The sequence below is a fragment of the Paenibacillus gorillae genome, from assembly GCF_000513275.1.
GTDB classification, from domain to species: Bacteria; Bacillota; Bacilli; order Paenibacillales; family Paenibacillaceae; genus Pristimantibacillus; species Pristimantibacillus gorillae.
In genome coordinates this window covers 63766-82853 of record NZ_CBVJ010000110.1, presented here as the reverse complement: position 1 = coordinate 82853, position 19088 = coordinate 63766, and the positions used below count along the sequence as shown (strand labels likewise).

The window sequence follows — 19088 nt, the reverse complement described above, 5'->3', positions numbered from 1 at the left end:
AATATTCTATAATTTGACAGTGTTATAGGTCGATTGGATTATTTCGTAGGCCAATTATCCTATTATAAAAACTGAAAAATACGGAGGTAACAACATGAGACTGAAGTTCAAAAAAACTTCAAAAAAAGTGTTTGTTTCTATGCTCACTTTAGTGGCTCTGCTAGTTTCTTTACTAGGCAGCAGCGCGGTATCGGCAGATCCGGCTCCTGATACGGGGACGGTTACGGGGGTTATTAATGATCTGGAAACCAATGGTCCCTTGAGCGGTGTGTCGGTCAAACTATTTGCTGGTGCGGATGGTGCAGGGGGAGAAGAAGTAGGTTCGATTATTACCGGAACTGACGGTGTATATACGTTTGACAATGTTCCTACGGGCAAGTTTTACTTGAATATTGTGAAGGAAGGGTATCTATCTTCAAATTTTATTCCTAATGGCAATACGGCAGTTGCAGGCGAAGTTGTTACAGTGATGCCGTATTTTATGGAAATTACTCTTGTTCACGGTATAGTGAAAAACACGCAAGGGGCTGAAATTGGTGGTGTTGAGGTTCAAATAATTGGTCAGCCATATTATGTTGTTACTCCGGAAACTTCAGGTTATTTTCAATTTTCAAATGTGCCTCATGGAGTGTATACATTACTCATCTTAAAACCTGGATACCAGGATCTGATAGAAAGTTTTACGGTACTTCCAGGTGAAAGAGCAAGGGTCTCTTTAGGGGATATTACACTTCTTGCTGATGGTGAGACACCACCACCACCCAAAACAGTTATCGGGTTAAGTTCGAATCGACAATCAGTTGAGGTTGAGGCTGGTCAAATGGCAGTGGCATTCATCACTGCTCATTATAGCAATGGTTCCTCGGCTGATGTGACGTCGCGGGTAAGATGGACTGCTTCTAATCCTGAAATCGTACATGTAGCTAGTACTGGTGCAATTATTGGGTTGAAAGAAGGAAGCACAACGATAACCGCTGCGCTTGAGGATAAGGAAGTTGCGATTCCCGTTGTGGTGACTGCAAGACCTAAACCTATCGGAACAGGAACCGTAACAGGGGTTGTTAATGACTTAGCAACCAATGCCCCATTAAGTGGAGTTGAAGTGAGATTGTTTTATATTCCTGGCGGTGGGGGAATTGAAGTCGGTTCAATTGTCACTGATTCAGATGGTACATATACGTTCAAGAATGTACCAGAAGGGGGGATTTTTTTATTGTTTAGAAAAGATAATTATGTTCCGGGCAATTGGATGACTGACAAGAAGTCCATAAACGATGAGACCGTAACTATAGAGCCGTATAACATGGCATTTTCACAAATCTCTGGTTCAATCAGGGATACACGAGGCTTTGAAATCGGAGGCGCTACGGTAACAGTGACAGGTACTGAATATCAAGTAACTACACCAGAACAATCAGGGTTTTTTCGACTAGATAATGTGCCCCTTGGTATGCATACCCTGACTATTACCAAGGAAGGATATGAACCTTTGGTTACCGAAAGTTTTTCAGTTGTCCGAGGTGAGTCTGTTTATCCGAGCAGACTCGTTCTTGTAGAAGAGGGGGAGTCGAATCCCATGACAGTTCTCTTTTTGACGGCTGATCCGAGTCAACTGGAGCTCCAAGTAGGTAAAACAACAAAGGCAACGATTAGGGCTTTCTATATTAACGCAACCTATGGTGATGTGACTTCAAAGGTTAGCTGGACCTCTTCGAATCCCTCGATTGTGGATGTCTCCAGTACTGGTGAAATCATTGGCGTGAGTGAAGGAGAAGGAGTGACAGTAACAGCAAAACTGGGTGATAAAACGGTCTCTATTCCAGTTATGGTAACGACGGCACCTGGCTCGCAGAAGACAGGCACCGTAAAAGGGAAGATTAGAGATTTGGCAACGGGAGAGGAATTATCCGGTGCTTCAGTAGGTATATATACCGGTGAATATCCTGGTACTTTGTTCGAAACGGTAGTAACTGATGATAATGGCTTATTTGTAAGCGAGAACGTACCTGCGGGATTATTCCATCTATCTGTAGAGAAAGCGGGTTATGTTTCATTTCACACTACAACATTTAGCATTGTGGTTAAAGAGAATGAGGTGACGTTAGTACCAGACATCTCTGCTTTTTATTCACAAGTATTAGGAACAGTAGAGAACGAGAGTAACGAGGCAATCGGTGATGCCATTGTTAAAGTTAACGGAACAGATATCGTGTCAGCAACCTTTCCGGGTATCGGTATTTTCTCGATCTTTAATATCCCGGACGGTACGTATACGTTAACAATCTCAAAACCAGGCTATAAAGATCTGACTACGGATCAATTCACCGTGGAGAAAGGCAATTTGTACAATTTGAACACACTTCGCATGGTTGCAACAGGAAACGGCGGCGGTAACAATGGTGGAGGCATCGGCGGTGGCCCTGGTGGCGGTACGCCGCCAGTAGCAACACCAAGTCCAAGCCCGACACCAACTGCGAGCCCATCGCCAACACCATCGCAGAAGCCAGAAAAGCCTGCTCTAGACGAGAAGCTTGTCAAAGCAGAAGCAGTGAGGGAAAAGGTCCAAAAAGCTGCTGATGCCGACACCACGGTTTCATTCTCAGACGTTAAGGCAAATAGCTGGAGTTCCTCTGCCATTGAGCTGGCTGCTAAAATCGGTTTTGTCAGCGGCTATGAAGACGGCTCCTTCCACGCAGATGCTAGTGTTACAAGAGCTGAGTTTGCGAGTATGCTAGTTAAGGCACTGGGCATCGAGTCCGCAGGAGATGCTTCTTTTGCCGACACTCAAGGTCACTGGGCTGCTAATGCGATAAATGCTTTGAAGGCGAATGGTATTATTGGCGGGTACAAAGATGGTTCATTCAAACCAAATAATGAGATCACCCGGGCAGAAATGGTTGCCATTCTCTCTAAGCTATTGAAACTAGGCGAAGCCTCAGGCGATTCCAAGTTTAAAGATGTGACGGGAAGCTGGGCGGAAGCTCAAATTAACCAACTTGCAGAAGCCGGCGTCATTAGCGGTAAAAGCGAGGGCAAGTTTGATCCAAACGCAACAGCCACTCGTGCAGAGTCAGTTGTTATGATCCTCCGCTTGTTGAATATTACGCTGGATTTGGGTCTCAAGCTGTATTAACTATAGATAGATTAAAACTCGAAAGGCTGACTTAGTGGATGCTGAACGCCTTTCGATATGGTGGTCTTTTTGAATGATTTTACAACAACAATTAGTTAGAGAAATTAGTCATAACATCATCATTTTTGTATAAGTAATTTTAGAAAGCGGAGGATTTCAAAATGAGAGAGAAGTTTAACATAGTTTCAACAAAAGTAGCTTTATCTATTTTTACTGTCGTTGCTCTTCTATTTTTTTTAGTAGGCAGCACGGTATCGGCAGCACCAAATACGGGAAGCGTTACAGGTTCAGTAATTGATCGTGAAACAAATGGTCCTATGAGCGGGGTTAAGGTGACGTTGTATACTGGCGGAGAATGGGGTGCTGGTGGAGAGGAGGCAGGTTCGACTTTTACTGGCAACGATGGGGTTTACACGTTCAACACGGCACCTGAAGGCGATTTTTATTTACAGTTATCGAAACCGGGTTATCTTTCTTCAATAATAATTCCTAATAACAATACAGTAACTGCGAACCAAACAGTGACAGTGATTCCGTATATTATGGATTTTTCTTATATCTATGGAACAGTGAGAAATACACAGGGGGCTGAAGTGGGCGGTGTTACTATTCAAGTAACAGGCCAACCGCACTCTATAACGACAAGTCAGAACTATGGACATTTTATTATATCAAATGTTCCTTATGGTACGTATACGCTAACCCTCTCAAAAACAGGATACCAGACTCAAGTTACAGAAAGCTTTGCTATTGTTCCGGGTGAACGGGTTCCTTTTGGTGATATTACACTTCTCGCTGATGGAGAGAGCACTCCCCCTCCTAAAACGCTTGTAGAGCTAACTGCGAATCCACATTCTCTCGAATTAGAAGTTGGTCAATTTACAGGTACAAATATTACTGCTAACTATAGCGATGGTTCTTCAGCTAGCGTGTCGCCGCTTATAAGATGGAATTCTTCCAACTCTTCTATTGTATCTGTTTCTAATAATGGCTTTATTTTTGGGGTACAAGAAGGCAACGGGCTGATAACGGCTACGCTGCAAGACAAAGAAGTAACGATTCCTGTCGTTGTTACTGCGGCAACCCAGCCTCACGGAACAGGAACTGTTAAAGGCAAAATTGAAAATCTCGCTACGAGTGAGGGGCTATCTGGTACTTCTGTAAGCATCTATCTTGGTGCGTATAATGGCACATTATTCGATACGGTTAACACAGATGTAAACGGTAACTATCTCTTCGAGAATGTACCTGTTGGACTCTTTCATTTAGTTATAGGGAAGACCGGTTATGTGACGATTAATACGACGCCAAACCAAAATATCGTCATGAAAGATTCAACGACGGATGTTCCCGTAATTACTGCTTATAACTCTCAAGTATTTGGTACAGTTCAAAATCAGAATAACGAAGGAATCGGCTATGCCAGCGTGACCATTAACGGAACAGACTTCGTTACGACAACCTACGCAGGCAGCGGTATGTTCTCTATTTTTAATATTCCGGACGGCACATACACAATAACGGTATCAAAACCAGGCTATAACGATTTTACGACAGAAAGCTTTATCGTAGAGCAGGGCAATTACTACGATCTAAATACGCTTCGCATGGTTGTCATCGGAAGTAATGGAGGCAACGGCGGTACAGGTGGAGGCAACGGCGGTACAGGTGGAGGCAACGGCGGCGGTACTGGCGGAGGCGGTGGCACCGGAGGCGGTATGCCGCCAGTAGCAACACCAAGTCCAAGCCCGACACCAACTGCGAGCCCATCGCCAACACCATCGCAGAAGCCTGAAAAGCCTGCTCTAGACGAGAAGCTTGTCAAAGCAGAAGCAGTGAAGGAAAAGGTGAAAACTGCGGTTGATGCCGATACCACGGTTTCATTCTCAGACGTTAAGGCAAATAGCTGGAGTTCCTCTGCCATTGAGCTGGCTGCTAAAATCGGTTTTGTCAGCGGCTATGAAGACGGCTCCTTCCACGCAGATGCTAGTGTTACAAGAGCTGAGTTTGCAAGTATGTTAGTTAAGGCACTGGGAATTGAGTCCACAGGAGATGCTTCTTTTGCCGACACTCAAGGTCACTGGGCAGCTAATGCGATAAATGCTTTGAAGGCGAATGGTATTATTGGCGGGTACAAAGATGGTTCATTCAAACCAAATAATGAGATCACCCGGGCAGAAATGGTTGCCATTCTCTCTAAGCTATTGAAACTAGGCGAAGCCTCAGGCGATTCCAAGTTTAAAGATGTAACGGGAAGCTGGGCGGAAGCTCAAATTAATCAACTTGCAGAAGCCGGCGTCATTAGCGGTAAAAGCGAAGGAAAGTTTGATCCAAACGCAACAGCTACTCGTGCAGAGTCGGTCGTTATGATCCTCCGCTTGTTGAATATTACGCTGGGTTTGGGTCTCAAGCTGTAACTTAGAGGGTTATTGTCAAGCTGACTTCTATCCCGCGAATTTCCCAGAGCACAGCAACCAACCGGATGCGAAACAACTCCACAGGCTGTCTCTCCGGGCCAAATGAGAAACAAAATGTAAAAGTGCATGCTGATTAGTCCCAAAAGGTCCAAAATAGCGTTCAAAATGCAAAAGTGCATTTGAAATCATCGTAATTCGCGCTATTTCCGCTTTTTAGGACAATCAAACTGCTACTTTTGCATTTTGATGGGGAAAATCGTCGGAAAAGCGGCTGACAACCTGCAGATTTACATTTTGATTGGGTAGCAGCCACTCCACCATAGGAGGTGAAAGAGTCTTGTTGAACCTGGTCGTTTCGTTTGTTATGCGCCTTTTATTTTACCGGATGCCTCCGGCTTCATTTACAGAAGATGAAGTCCATACATTCGAGCGGATCTATGCCGATGCGATTTTTCATGAAAGAGAGATCAGGTATGAAGGTCCGTATTCCAAACACCGGTTCTGCCAGTATATTGCAATAAACAAGCCCGTCATTCTGCATGGCTCTAACGATAAAGAGATTAGCGAATTCGAGACGAGAAGGCAGACGCGCTATAACGGGCAGTATGTGGAAGCTGTATTCGGAACCAAAGATGGCATCTGGCCTCTATTTTATGCTGTGTTTGACCGGAGCAAGCTGTCGGGAAATTTTCGTAATGCCTGCTTCAAGGTAAAAGGAAATCGGCGTTACTATTTTTTCTCTTTAACGCCTGAGACGATAGCCGCAGATCCTTGGACGGACGGGATGATCTACTTTCTCCCCCGGCAATCCTTTGATAGCCCCTCCAACTCACTCGTTTCTTTTGATGAATGGATCAGCACGACGCCAGTTGCGCCCATCGCGAAACTAGAGGTCACATCTCAGGATTTTCCTCTCAAGGACAAGGTGGCACGCCACCGGCAAAATGAACCAATTGTTGTCTCATGGCTGCTCTATAAACTAAGGATAAAGCGAAAGTAATACGGCCATTACTCGTGCTTACTGCTCCAGCATCGATTCCAGCCTGATTCTAACATCAGGCCATTCATCATTCGTAATGCTGTACATGACGGTGTCACGCACATAGCCGTCGTGAAGAATGCGGTGTTTGCGCAAAATGCCTTCTTTGACGGCACCAATGCGTTCAATGGCTGCTTGGGATTGAAGGTTGCGCAGATCGGTCTTTATCTGCACACGCAGCATATCGAGATGTTCAAATGCCTCGCGCAGCAATAAATATTTGCATTCCGTATTAACCCGGGTACGCCAGACAGATGGGTTCAGCCATGTGCTGCCGATCTCCAGGCCGCGGTGCTCCGCGGATAGATCGAATAGGCGGGTGCTGCCGACGATTTTTTTTCCCTGCATGATCCCAAATAACATAAGGAATGCATGTACCAGCGGCCTCGTCTTGTTTGGATTTGCTGATGAAATACTGCACGTCGGCAAGCGTTTGAAGTGGCTTCATGTATAGGGACCAGTCTGCCATACCCTGTGCCGCTTCAAGCAAAGGTTCGGCATGATGCTCGTCCATTCGAAGCAAATCGACTCGTTTTCCTTGCAGTCTCAGCGTATCTGTCGTCATTCTTATACACCTCTTGTTTCATATCGTTAATGAACAGTATAGAAGTGAATGACTGGCTGAAAAAGATCCAATTTCTTTTGTTTTTAGTAAACCAGTTTGAGAATAGACCAAGACTGAAATGGAGGCATATATCCGATGATAATAGAGAAGGCCACAATGGCGGACTATGATTATATTTTGGATAGAGATCAACATCTGCTCCAGCACTTAATCGTTTCCAAAATCAATGAACAAGAAATTTATATGCTGCGCAGCGAGGAAGGCAGCAGCTTCGGATGGCTGAGGTACGGTTATTTCTGGGACAATACGCCGTTTATGAATTTGCTTTGGCTCGACGATGAGTACCGGGGAAAAGGGCTTGGTAAGCAAGCAGTTCTGTTCTGGGAAGAGGAAATGAAGCAGAAGGGCTCGAAGCTTGTGATGACATCGACGCTGGCTAATGAAGAAGCACAGCATTTCTACCGGAAGCTGGGCTACAAGGACGCCGGCTGTCTATTGCTGGAGAATGAGCCGCTTGAAATTTTATTAACCAAGATTATCTCATGATTTAGAATGTGAAAAAAGGTCAATGGAGGTGCTGGCATTCGCCATGCGTTCTCTATTGACCTTTTTGTTGCCTGTTGATACCTATTGCTACTAATGCTACTTTTTATCCGATGATAGATCCAGCCAATTCCGCTCTTCCGGGCTCAAAACAATTCGTGAGCCTTCGTCGCAAGAGCGAAGCTCTTCCAGCGATTGGGCGCCAATTAAGGCGCTAGTCGGGAATGGCTGGTTCAGTACGTAAGCCAGTGCAATTTGAATGGCGGAGACGTTTTTACGCTCGCCTAACTGCTTGGCCCGTTCAAGACGCTCCCAGTTGTCTTCGCTGTAGAAGACGCGGACCAAATCTTCGTTCGACCGATCCTCCGGCGAGAATCTTCCGGTGAAGAAGCCTCTGGCTTGAGAAGACCATGAGAACAAAGGGATCTGATTCTCCTCATGCCAAGCGCAAGTCTCTTCGTCGGCGGAGACGCAGCCTGCCCAGAAAGGCTCATTGGCTTTCGCCAGGCTGAGGTTCGGGCTGCTGAAGGAGAAGCCAACCAAGCCATTAGCTGCAGCATATTCATTGGCTTCCTGAATGCGCTGCCAGCTCCAGTTGGATACCCCAATCGCTCTTACAGCGCCGGAAGCGATATGTTCGTTCAGTGCATCAATGACCTCGCCCGCCGGGACGGAGGGATCATCACGATGCAGAGCATACATATCAATGTAGTCGAATTGCAGACGTTCCATGCTGTCCTTCAAGTCGCTTCGGATCGCTTCGCGGCTCACGCGCGGGCCATTCTGGTCATGGTGCGCGCCTTTGGTCAGCACGACCCACTGCTCGCGGTTGCCCCTTTCTTTCATATAACGGCCGATTACTTCCTCGCTTTGCCCACCGCAGTAAATATGAGCGGTATCAATGGAGTTGCCTCCAATCGCAAAGAATGCATCCAAATTCGCTGCCGCTTTGTCGTAAGCGTTGTGGTAGAAATAGTCGGAGCCCTTCATCAGGCGCGACACGGGTTTATCGAGTCCTTGCACATGTAAATATTCCATAGCCATGCTAACCTCCTCGTTAAATATTACTGCCGTTAAACATCCGCTACTGTGCCTATTTGCGAGCGCTTACGGTTTCAGTACGACTCTTGTCCGCTCACGTGCCGACAGCAAGCAGGCGTCAATGACTCTCATGTTAAGAATGGCATCCGAAGCCGGGAACGGCAGCGGTGTACCTTCCGTGATGGAGCGGGCAATATGGTCAGCTTGCGCAGTATAGGCATTCACATAAGGAACTTCGATCTCTTTGCGCTCACCGTTTGCCGTTAAGTAAATCGTGCCGCTCTCTTGCGATGGTGTTACAAAAGCGGATGGAATCTCGATGATGCCCTCGCTGCCCAGCACCTCTAGCGGGTTGCGGAAGGCGGACCACATGCCGCAATCGAAAGTCAGCGCTACGTTTCCTTCGAATTCAAGCAGGCCGGAAGCCATCATGTCTACATCATCATGCTCAGGAGAGAACTGTGCGTTCACCGTAACGGCTTCCGGTTCTTTGCCAAACAGCATGCGAGCTGCGCTGATTGGATAGCAGCCAACATCATAGATGGAGCCGCCGCCCCATGCCTTGCGGTAACGGACATTCGCTGTATCCTTGGCATTGTTGAACGTGAAGGCACCGCGTATGCCTCGTACTTCGCCGATTGCCCCGGAAGCGATCCATTCTTTTATCGTCTCATAGCGAGGGTGATAGCGGTACATGAAGGCTTCGGCGAGAAGAACACCGGCTTTGTCGGCCGCTTCGACCATTTCCGCTGCTTCGCTTTCTGTTAAAGCGAGCGGTTTTTCGCATAAAATATGCTTGCCTGCTTCCGCGGCACGAATGGCCCATTCTTTGTGCAAATGGTTCGGCAGCGGAATATAGATGACGTCGATCGAAGAGTCCGCTAGAAGAGCCTCATAGCTGTCATATGCAACCGGAATGTTCATTTCCTCTGCCGTCCGTTTTGCTTTATCGCCATCGCGGCTTGCGATAGCGGCTACCTCATTCAAATCCGATAATTGCAGTCCCGGAATGACAGCTCCCTTAGCAATTCCGGCACAGCCTAGAATACCCCATTTCAACTTTTTGCTCATAGTTCACCCTCGCTTTTTTATTGGTTTTATGATTATATTGCGATTATAGGGGATGGGAATTAAAATTAAAATAATATTATTTTGCTTATAATTGAAACAATATTGTCATCGAGGTGTGTGGAGATGCAGCGTCACAGCTTGTTGCTTACGTTACCTAATATGCCATACTTTTGCTTCCCCGAGTCGGTTGGCCAATATCGCGACCATCCGGAGCATACCGTATCGAGAGAAGCGGGGGCGCTTAACAATTTCAATATTCATTACGTCGTTTCTGGAAAAGGTTTTGTGGAGCTGGACGGCGTCGTCCACGAGTTGCATGCGGGGGAAGCGGTGCTTTATTTCCCGCTGCAGAAGCAGCGGTACTACAGCAGCCAAGATGAGCCGTGGGATGTCCGCTGGCTGCATTTCTACGGAGGCAGCGGGCTTCACGACTATTTGCTGGAGCAAGGGTTTCACAAAAGCCCGCTGTGGACGCTTCAGCAGCCTGCCAGCTTGATTCAAGCTCATGAGGAGCTGCTGGAGGAAGCTGAGACGCATCGCATGCTGCGCCCCAGCCATTTGTCCATGCTGACGTATGCCGTTCTGACCGCATTCGTTGAGCAGGCTGCTGCACTTAATCGCGGCAAAGCGGCCACCTCTGCAGACCGGATTATGGAGCTCCTGCCGCTTATGCAGCAAGAAGCGGTTCAGCCTTTTGTGCTGGATGAATGGGCGGACAGGCTTGGAGTGACGACCTATTACTTCTGCAAATTGTTCAAAAGCGCAACGAGAATGACGCCAATGGCGTTCATTACCCGATGCCGTTTGCAGGCTGCGAAGCAGTGGCTCCTGGAGCGCGAGGATATCTCGATTGGACAAATCGCCGAAGAAGCCGGCTATCCGAGCGTCAGCTATTTCAACAAACGGTTCATGGAGCATGAAGGGATGACGCCTACGGCTTATCGCAGATTATATGCGATACGAGGCAACCTCTAGCTTTTGGCCACAGGGTAGGGCTGCTGTTTCGAGCTTGCATGGGTTAGAATGATGTGACCTGCCGCCACCCAACTCTATAGCTCCAGTTATGAACTGCTTGCTCCCAATGACAAACAAAATGTAAAAGTGCATGTTGATAGGCCTTAAAATGCCCAAATCAGCGTTCAAAATGCAAAAGTACATTTGAAATCGCTCAATTTCCGGCTATAGAGCTCTTTTGGTCGAATCAACCTGCACTTTTGCATTTTGATGCGGAAAATCGCCGAAATTCCGGCTAACAACCTGCACTTTTACATTTTGTACCCTCCGTGTGCGCCGTGGCGATGCAGGATGAATGATGGCCGACCAGTTCAATAGTCGTTGTAGCCTTAGCGGGTAGCAGACAGCGAATTTGACTTTCTTACACGAGATTGATGCGAGCCTAGTGAAGTAGATTCTAGCGCAAGAGTGAGGTATAGCTGCGAGTGTTTTTCTTGTTGTTCTCTGAACTGATATGTCTTGCTCTGAGTTGTTTGTTCTGATCTTTCTGCTCTAAGAGAATGCACGACTTGGGGAGAGCGGAGCGTTTTGAGTTCAGGATGCTTTTTTGAAGATTCACTCCATTTACTATCGTTTAGCGATAGGTACAATGGGATCAAGAATAGCGGCATGAACCAAAACGCGCAGCGACCCCGGAAACAACGGGAACACGATGCTTTCACGTTAGCAGGGCTCAAACCGAGTTCTGTTTTGCACCTCTTAATCATCGATTAAATCTATTATAATAATAGAAACAATAATATTTACACATGATAACTCCGGGATTATACTTTGTTCATCAAGCAGCAACACTAAGATTGACGAGCTTTACCATTTGAAAATTAGGGAGGAAATTGCAATGACTACTACAATCGCCGATATCAAAATCCCGGACAGCAAGCTGGCGCTGGGCGCCGCTGAGCTGCTTCGCGAGCACGGCAATGATCTGCTCTGGAACCACTCGCACCGCGTCTACTTGTTTGGAGCTCTGCAAGGCGCCAATAACGGGGTGAAATATGACAGCGAGCTGCTGTACATTAGCGCCTTGTTCCATGACCTCGGTCTGACGAAGCATTACAGCAGCCCGGACAAGCGTTTCGAGGTGGACGGAGCGAATGCTGCGCGTGATTACTTGCGGAGCCATGGCGTTCCTGAGGAATCATCCCGTCTTGTATGGGATGCGATTGCGTTGCACACAACGATTGGCGTAGCCCAATACAAAGAGCCTGAAGTAGCCCTGATCTACTCCGGCGTCGGTTATGACGTCATGGGCGAAAACTTCGAAAGTCTGACTGAAGAAGTGCGCGGGCAAGTGGTCACTGCCTATCCGCGTAACGGATTTAAGAACAAAATTTTGCCTGCTTTCCTGGAAGGCTTCAAGCACAAGCCGGAAACAACGTTTGGCAATATTAAAGCGGATGTATGCGCAATGCTGCTGCCTGGCTTCAAGCCAACTAACTTCTGCGAATGCGTCTTGCACTCGCCGTGGCAAGATTAAGCCCGAATAGCGAATGATAGCAAGCGAAAAGCCAGTATCGTTGTGAACTGAAATACAGTTCAATACCGGTACTGGCTTTTTCACGTCTACGCTTTTAACTAGCGCTTAAAGTAAATGCGCGGAGCGCCATAAGTGGCAATCGAATTGGAGAACGGCGCGGCAGAGGTGCTCTTGATCAGCTCCAGACCACCCCATTTGGAGACGATCTCCGTTGGATTGCCGCTTGCATCCCAATTCGTTACCTTGGCAAAATGATAATTCGTGTAATAAATCGCATCGGGGAAGGCGATTGGCGTCATGGATGAGGTTGAGTAGCTGATACCAGGACGAGAAGCGTGAGCGCCCTGCTTCTTCATAAAGTTGATAATATCGGTGTCATTGCCCTGCTGCGGGGAGCCGGTGTAAGAGGTATCCGAAATATCTGCGACAAAATGATAGCAGGTAAATGCGCTCGTCGCAGCGCCTGCAAAGCTGTTATCTGTCGGCGAGTTGTAGAACCATGTGGAGTCGTTACGCTGGTAGTAGTTGTAATCCATCTCTGTTACGTAAATGGGCTGAGAAGCGACGACGACAGATGCGCCGCGAATATCGTTCGGGTAGGTCGCCGTTATTTTAAGCGTAGGCTTCTGTGCGTTTCGGGTGTCGTAATGCTCATTGAACGTATAGTCCAGCTTATAGCGGCCGATCGTGCCGGGAACATAGGACAGATTGCCGAGAACGGTCGTGCCCGTGCTTGTTGTAACGGAAGCGACAACGGAGCTCGGTGTGCCCTCCACATAAGTATCAATGGTATGCGTGCTGCCTCTGAGCAGATAAGACGAGCCTGAGCCGGCGAAATAGCCGGAGGTGTAGGAGAAGGAACCGGGGCTGTAGATTCTCACTTCGCCGGGAGTAACTGCACTGACCTCCAGCTGGGAGAGATTCAGGTTGGAAGTGCCCCCGGAGAAATCATACATGTAGATGTAGTAGTCCCCGTCCAAATAATTGGAATAGGAGCTGAAGCTGTTCAACTGCTGCTCATACATGGACATGCCATCTGGAAACTCAGGGGTGATCTTGGCAATAGCGAAATAAAAAGTGGTGCTTGCGGAGCTTCTGAATTTATAGCGGTATTTGTCAAAATGAATTTTGAACCGTTTCTCATAGCTGTTGTAACGGTTGGGCGAATGAGGCGTATACGCGCTGCCATTGAACGTCTCTGATCCGCTGTAGCGGGTAATGAGGGTGGAGCCGCTGTAATAAGAGATTTCCCCGGGAAGCGCGAATCCGAGTGCTGGAATCGAACTGACCCCCAGCAGCATTGCCATTAACAGAACACCTCTTCGTAACCATTTCATTATAATGCCTCCTTTGAGGGACAAGTGGTGAATCTCTTACAGAATATACTAATTAATGGCAGATTAATAGCGGCTCCGTGAAAAAAAGACAGCCCTATTATTCACATGAATAATAGGGCTGTCCAGTCCTGCTAGACTGCAGACGTTGTTTTATACACTTCGCGGATCGCGTCCTCAATGTCCGGTTCTTTGACGCTTAAATCTTGAATCGGCAGTTTTTGCGACAGGTCAGAGATTAGCTCTGCGGCGAATATTCGCTTCTTCTCGAACTGGTACCAGATTTTCAGCCCATCCTGCTTAATGATGGTTGCTGCCGGATGAACGAGATCCTCGCAAGGCTGTTTCAGCTCAACGACGAGCAGGCGGTAGGGTGCCAGTTTGTGAATGATGGTATCGATAGGACCATCTTCTACGATTTTGCCATGATTTACGACAACTAAGCGGTTGCACAGCTGCTCTACGTCATCCAGATCATGCGTCGTCAAGATGACGGTTACGCCGCGCGTCCGGTTAATTTCTTTAATGAAATTGCGGATGGCATGCTTGGCATCCGCATCGAGGCCAATGGTAGGCTCATCTAGAAACAGCACCGACGGTGCATGCAGCATGGCCGCAGCCAGATCGCCGCGCATCCGCTGTCCTAACGACAGCTGGCGTACGGGCGTATCCATGAACTCATCCAGCTTCAATACATCCCTCAGAATAGCGAGTGTCTCTTCGTAAGCTGTCATATCGATCTGATAGATGCGTCTCAGCAGCTCGAAGGATTCGCCTAACCGCAGGTCCCAATAGAGCTGAGTACGTTGTCCGAAGACGACGCCGAGCTTTCGTACCACCGATTTACGATCCGCTTGCGGTGATATGCCGCATACTTTAATCGAGCCGGAGGTTGGATGGAGGATGCCTGTCAGCATCTTGATCGTCGTACTTTTCCCCGCGCCGTTTGGGCCGATATAGCCGACGATTTCTCCTTTTCCTATCGAGAAGCTAATGCCGTCCACACCGTTCACTATTGTCTTCTTAGGGAAGAGCAGGCTCTTAAGCGAGCCTCTCAGTCCGCTTTCCTTCTTCGTAATCATATATTCCTTCACTAAATTATTAACCTCAATAACGGTTTCTTTCATGCCGGATCACTCCCCGCTTGTCTAAGAGCCAGCGCTCTCGTAATTTTTCATTCCGATTCTGAAAATCCAGTGCGCCAGCAGGAAGCAGACGAGTCCAATAATAGGCGTCCATAACGCCAAGCTGAGCGGCAGGTGAACCATGCTGCTATCCTTGCCGAGAAACTCGACTGCGGGATAGAAGCTGATGAACCCGATCGGAATCAGGAACGTGAACAACGCTTGCAGCGCAAAGGGATAGATGCTAAGCGGGTACATCGTGGCGCGCTCCAGCATGGAGAGGGCGAAGCCGACCATTGAGCCGTTTCGCTTCGTCCAGAAGGCAATGGTGCCCAGACTAATAAACAAAGCAGCCCGCAGAAGAACGCCTCCCAGCAAGACGAGTATCAGCTTCACAATATTGAAGAAAGACCATTCGAAGCCGACGAGTTGACAGCCATACAGAAAAATAATGATGCCGGGTATGCAATCAATAAGTCCGATGAAATTGACATAACTCGCCACGAGTTGGAAGAACACGTTCATCGGGCGCAGCAGCAGGCGGTCGAAGCCGCCGTTAATAACCATATTGTCGATATGCCAGGTGTTGATGAAGAAGACGACGAATATGCCGTGGCTGACCAGCCCAAGCCCATACAGAAACGTCAGCTCAGGGAAATCCCAGCCGTTCAGCGGCTGAAAGCGGTCGACGATGATTTTCAGCATCCAGATCCCGGAGAAATATTGAATCGGAATCATGAGCAGCCAGCTGAACAGGAACAGCGGATATTCCAGTTGCCGCTGTACGGCGAGGCGCGCGAAGCAGGATGCGACGGAAACATAGTGCCGAATGGATGACATCATAGCTGCTGTCTCACCCTCCTTGAATTAAAGTTTTTTTCTTCGTGCGCTTCCAGCCTGCTGCAAGCAGAAGGAACAGAAGGATGACCCACACGGCTTGAACGGCTAACGCTGTCAGAGCTTCCTTCGTTCCAATGTTGCCAATATAGATGCCAAGCGGCGTCTGATAGGTGTACTGGAACGGCAGAAACTTGGAGACCGTCTGAACGCTTTCCGGGAAAAACCAGAGCGGCACGATGCTGCCCGACAAGACGCGCACGATGCTGTCCTTGACCATCCCCATGTTGCCGAGCTCCATGACCCAGAAGGCGATGAGGCCAACCAAGGCGCTCAGCAGCCATAGAATGCCGTAACTAAGCAGGCAGCTGGGGATGAAGAGCAGGAAGTTCAGGAGGAACGAGGGCCATGGTATTCCGAAGAACAGGGAGGCGAATACGATGAGCGGCAGCGCCTTATTAGCCAGCGAGCTGAGGCTGCCCCCGATATCGTCGGCCAAATAACAGGCGAGCAGCGGGATCGGGCGATAGAAGTCGGTGACGATCTGACCCTCTCTAATTTTGTAATAAATGGTATTCTGCACATCGCATACGAACATCGAAGAGAGAATAATCGATAGAATCGTATAGGTCGTCAGGTCTTGCAGGCTAAGTGATTGAACGTTTCCGATTCCGCCTCCGTAAGCAGTCTGCCATAGAAAGACGGATGCCAGCATGATGATTAGATTGGTTCCGACAGAAGTGAATACCTCAAACCGGTAAGCCAGATTGGTGAGCATTCTCATCTTTGTTATGTACCAATAGGCCTGTAGCATGGTGAACCCCCTCGAAATGTCCGAATTTGTAAATTCATACAATTATAGATTCGATCTATTAATTAGGCAATACTTTCCTGAAAGACGTTTTTTACCTATCAGATCTAGAATGTAATAGCCCCTATTAAAGCGGTTTCAATATCGGTTTCCTGTGCTATAATCGAATACACTATGCTGATAGATAAAGGGGGAGCCTTATGTTGTGGAAACGCTTTATGGTACATCGTAGAAGCGTGATGATGACATGGCTGCTATCGTATTTGGCGATCCTGACTGTTCCTGTCTTGATAAGTATTTTTGTGTATGTGCAGTCGCAGTCTATTCTGAAAAGCGAGATTTATCGCGCCAACAACGTCCTGCTGAAAGAAGTGCGGGAAACGATAGATAATCAAATTCAGCTCGCGGAGCGGCTGACTACTGAATTAACCTGGAATGTCCGGATAAGGGGCTATCTCTATTCCAATCTCTACAAGACACCGGATAGTCTGGATAATGACTTATACGGCCTGCATAAGACCGTTCAGGAGATGGCAATCTACCAATCACTGTATCCTTCTTTCAAGACGTATTATGTCTATTTCAGAGACCAGGATCTCGTGCTGGAGCCGGGTGTCTACCGCAGCAGCCGTCTGTCCTATGAAACGGTTCATGAGCATCAGACAATTTCGTATCCGGTCTGGCTCAACATTATGCAAAGCAACAATGCAGGCAAGTTTATTAAGTTGGAAAATCGGGATGAGACCAGCAGCACGCTGGCCTATATTCAGTCCTTTCCGGGCAATCGTCAGGAGCCGCCGCCGGGAACGGCCGTTGTACTGCTTGATACGGCGCGGCTGATGGAGGTCATTCAGAATGTGAGCGAGTACAGCAGCGGACAAGTAATGCTGCTCAACCCTGATGGGCAGATTCTGTTGTCTACACAGCAGACGGACGGGCCAAGCTTCCTGCCGGGTCCTGAGCTGACGGGCGATTCGGGAACCTCTTATACGGAGGTGAACGGGCAAAGATCGGAGTTTCTCTACATCAAATCACAAAATTCCGAGCTGATCTATGCCACGGTCATCCCGAGCAATCTGTTCTGGAATAAGACGGATTATTTGCGGAAAATAACGTACTTAGGCCTTGGCATAAGTGTAATTGGCGGTATTGTACTTGCGCTCGTCTTCCTGTACCGCAACTACAGTCCGGTGCGGTCGCTGCTTCGCATGCTCAAGCAGTCGCAGGGCAAGACGGCAAATACCGATAACGAGTTTATGTACATTCAGCAGGCGATCTCCGACACGTTAAGTGAACAGGAGAAAACGCAGTTTAAGATGAAGCAGCAGTCCAATCTGCTCCGCTCCAATCTGCTTTCCAGATTGTTCAAGGGAAGGATGGAGCATCAGATCGGCCTCGATGAATCGTTATCTGCCTTCAATGTCCATTTTCTGTCTGATCAATTTGCGGTAATGCTATTCCATGTCGATTACGAGCGGTTCAGCATGCATGTGGACGAGCTGCCTGGCATTCATGACAAATCGAGGCTGATGCAGTTCATTGTGGCTAACATTGTAGAAGATATGGCTGGTGCTTCCCATCGCGGCTATGTGAGCGAGATTGACGATCATATCGCTTGCCTCATCAGCCTGAATGATGGTGATCCGGAGCAGCATAAGCGGGAGATTAGGGCGCTCGCGGAACAGGCCCGCGAGTTTCTCGGCCAGCACTTTAATATCCAGTCCGAAATTTCAATCAGCCGCATTCAGCAGTCTGTGGAAGGAATCGCACTCGCTTACCGCGAGGCGCTGGATACGATGGAATATATGATGGTCGTAGGTCAGCCGGGCATCCTGATGATTGATGATATTGCACGCAATCCGGAATCCGGGCTGCAGTATACCTATCCGATTCAATTGGAGCAGCAATTGATTAACGTCATTAAATCGGGGGACGGCGATAAGACAAAGGCGATGATTCAAGCGGTCATTGCGGAAAGCATGGAGCAGCAGCTCACACCGGATCTGCTTAAGTGCTTGATGCTCAATTTGATCAGTACGCTTGTACGCATCATCGCTGAGGTTGGAAGCAATGAAGAGGTGCTGCCGGTTAATAGTCCGGACTGGATTGCACATATTATGGACGGAGAATCCATTATGGAGATGGAGCAGCGCCTGCTGGTTATTGTCAGTGATGTGTGTGCCTATACCGCTGATAAGCAAAAGCAGCTGCAGCAAAGCTCCCGAACCCGGACGCTTCAGCAGCTTTCAGCGGATATTAAACGATATCTGGACGAGCATTATCAGGACCCCAACATCAATATTGCGATGATTGGAGAGCGGTTTGGCCTGACGCCAACCTATCTGTCTCGGCTGTTCAAAGAGCAGACGGGAAGCGGTCTGCTGGATACGCTTAACTTGCTTCGAATCGATCAGGCCAAGCTGCTGCTTCGTGATTCAGACAACAGCATTAAGTCGATTGCGGGCCAAGTCGGCTTTCATGATATTAATACGTTCATCCGTATTTTCAAAAAGTATGAAAGCATGACGCCTGGGCAATATCAAAAAATGATATAGATTTATGCTGAAAAAGAGGCTCCTGCAGCCTCTTTTTCGTATTTGAAGACGCGATTCTGCTATTTGATGATGCCATTTACCGCTTTCGCGATGCATTTCCCGTTTTTGAGGATTGAGAAGGCGCTGT

General features: G+C 47.9%; 14 protein-coding genes. 7 read left to right on the top strand and 7 right to left on the bottom strand.

Going from position 1 to position 19088, the window contains the following annotated elements; translation table 11 throughout:
* Window positions 1-94: 94 nt before the first annotated feature.
* From TY10_RS29100 to TY10_RS20960, 3 genes are all read left to right on the top strand, one after another.
* A complete protein-coding gene (locus TY10_RS29100) occupies window positions 95-3133 on the top strand; it encodes a carboxypeptidase regulatory-like domain-containing protein (RefSeq protein ID WP_052350681.1) in 3039 nt (1012 codons plus the stop codon).
* Window positions 3134-3294: 161 nt separating this feature from the next.
* Window positions 3295-5550, top strand: coding sequence for an S-layer homology domain-containing protein (locus tag TY10_RS29095; RefSeq protein ID WP_052350680.1), 2256 nt, complete (start codon window positions 3295-3297; stop codon window positions 5548-5550).
* Between the two features lie 337 nt (window positions 5551-5887).
* Window positions 5888-6550 carry a hypothetical protein gene (locus TY10_RS20960; protein ID WP_052350679.1) on the top strand — a complete coding sequence of 221 codons (663 nt, stop codon included), beginning with the start codon at window positions 5888-5890 and terminating at the stop codon, window positions 6548-6550.
* Window positions 6551-6568: 18 nt separating this feature from the next.
* Here the strand turns inward: TY10_RS20960 and TY10_RS20955 are convergent, their stop codons facing one another.
* A complete protein-coding gene (locus TY10_RS20955) occupies window positions 6569-6937 on the bottom strand; it encodes a GNAT family N-acetyltransferase (protein ID WP_238327843.1) in 369 nt (122 codons plus the stop codon).
* Window positions 6938-7289: 352 nt separating this feature from the next.
* Here TY10_RS20955 and TY10_RS20950 point away from each other — a divergent pair, with 352 nt between their 5' ends.
* Entirely contained in the window at window positions 7290-7700 is a 411-nt protein-coding gene (locus TY10_RS20950; RefSeq protein ID WP_042167799.1) for a GNAT family N-acetyltransferase, read from the top strand.
* A 96-nt stretch (window positions 7701-7796) separates the two neighbouring features.
* On the opposite strand, the gene TY10_RS20945 is transcribed toward TY10_RS20950, so the two are convergent.
* Together TY10_RS20945 and TY10_RS20940 are read right to left on the bottom strand one after the other, a co-directional pair.
* Window positions 7797-8735 carry an aldo/keto reductase gene (locus TY10_RS20945; RefSeq protein ID WP_042167797.1) on the bottom strand — a complete coding sequence of 313 codons (939 nt, stop codon included), beginning with the start codon at window positions 8733-8735 and terminating at the stop codon, window positions 7797-7799.
* A 69-nt stretch (window positions 8736-8804) separates the two neighbouring features.
* Window positions 8805-9809, bottom strand: a complete 1005-nt coding sequence (locus TY10_RS20940) for a Gfo/Idh/MocA family protein (RefSeq protein WP_042167794.1) — start codon at window positions 9807-9809, stop codon at window positions 8805-8807.
* A gap of 123 nt (window positions 9810-9932) precedes the next feature.
* On the opposite strand from TY10_RS20940, the gene TY10_RS20935 reads away from it, so the two are divergent.
* Entirely contained in the window at window positions 9933-10784 is an 852-nt protein-coding gene (locus TY10_RS20935) for a helix-turn-helix transcriptional regulator (protein ID WP_042167791.1), read from the top strand.
* An 877-nt stretch (window positions 10785-11661) separates the two neighbouring features.
* Window positions 11662-12300 (top strand): HD domain-containing protein, encoded by a 639-nt coding sequence (locus TY10_RS20930; RefSeq protein ID WP_042167788.1) that lies wholly within the window; start codon window positions 11662-11664, stop codon window positions 12298-12300.
* Between the two features lie 98 nt (window positions 12301-12398).
* On the opposite strand, the gene TY10_RS20925 is transcribed toward TY10_RS20930, so the two are convergent.
* From TY10_RS20925 to TY10_RS20910, 4 genes are all read right to left on the bottom strand, one after another.
* Window positions 12399-13637: a hypothetical protein gene (locus TY10_RS20925; protein ID WP_042167785.1), complete on the bottom strand. Its 1239-nt coding sequence runs from the start codon at window positions 13635-13637 to the stop codon at window positions 12399-12401.
* A gap of 131 nt (window positions 13638-13768) precedes the next feature.
* The gene (locus TY10_RS20920) at window positions 13769-14761 is read right to left on the bottom strand and encodes an ABC transporter ATP-binding protein (RefSeq protein WP_042167782.1); all 993 of its coding nucleotides are present in this window, start codon (window positions 14759-14761) and stop codon (window positions 13769-13771) included.
* A 21-nt stretch (window positions 14762-14782) separates the two neighbouring features.
* On the bottom strand, window positions 14783-15601 hold the full coding sequence (locus TY10_RS20915; RefSeq protein ID WP_052350678.1) for an ABC transporter permease: 819 nt from the start codon (window positions 15599-15601) through the stop codon (window positions 14783-14785).
* A 10-nt stretch (window positions 15602-15611) separates the two neighbouring features.
* Complete coding sequence (locus TY10_RS20910) at window positions 15612-16409, bottom strand: ABC transporter permease (RefSeq protein ID WP_042167779.1); 798 nt, start codon at window positions 16407-16409, stop codon at window positions 15612-15614.
* A gap of 197 nt (window positions 16410-16606) precedes the next feature.
* Between TY10_RS20910 and TY10_RS20905 the strand changes: the two genes are divergently transcribed.
* On the top strand, window positions 16607-18961 hold the full coding sequence (locus TY10_RS20905; protein ID WP_042167776.1) for a helix-turn-helix domain-containing protein: 2355 nt from the start codon (window positions 16607-16609) through the stop codon (window positions 18959-18961).
* The last annotated feature ends 127 nt before the right edge of the window (window positions 18962-19088 follow it).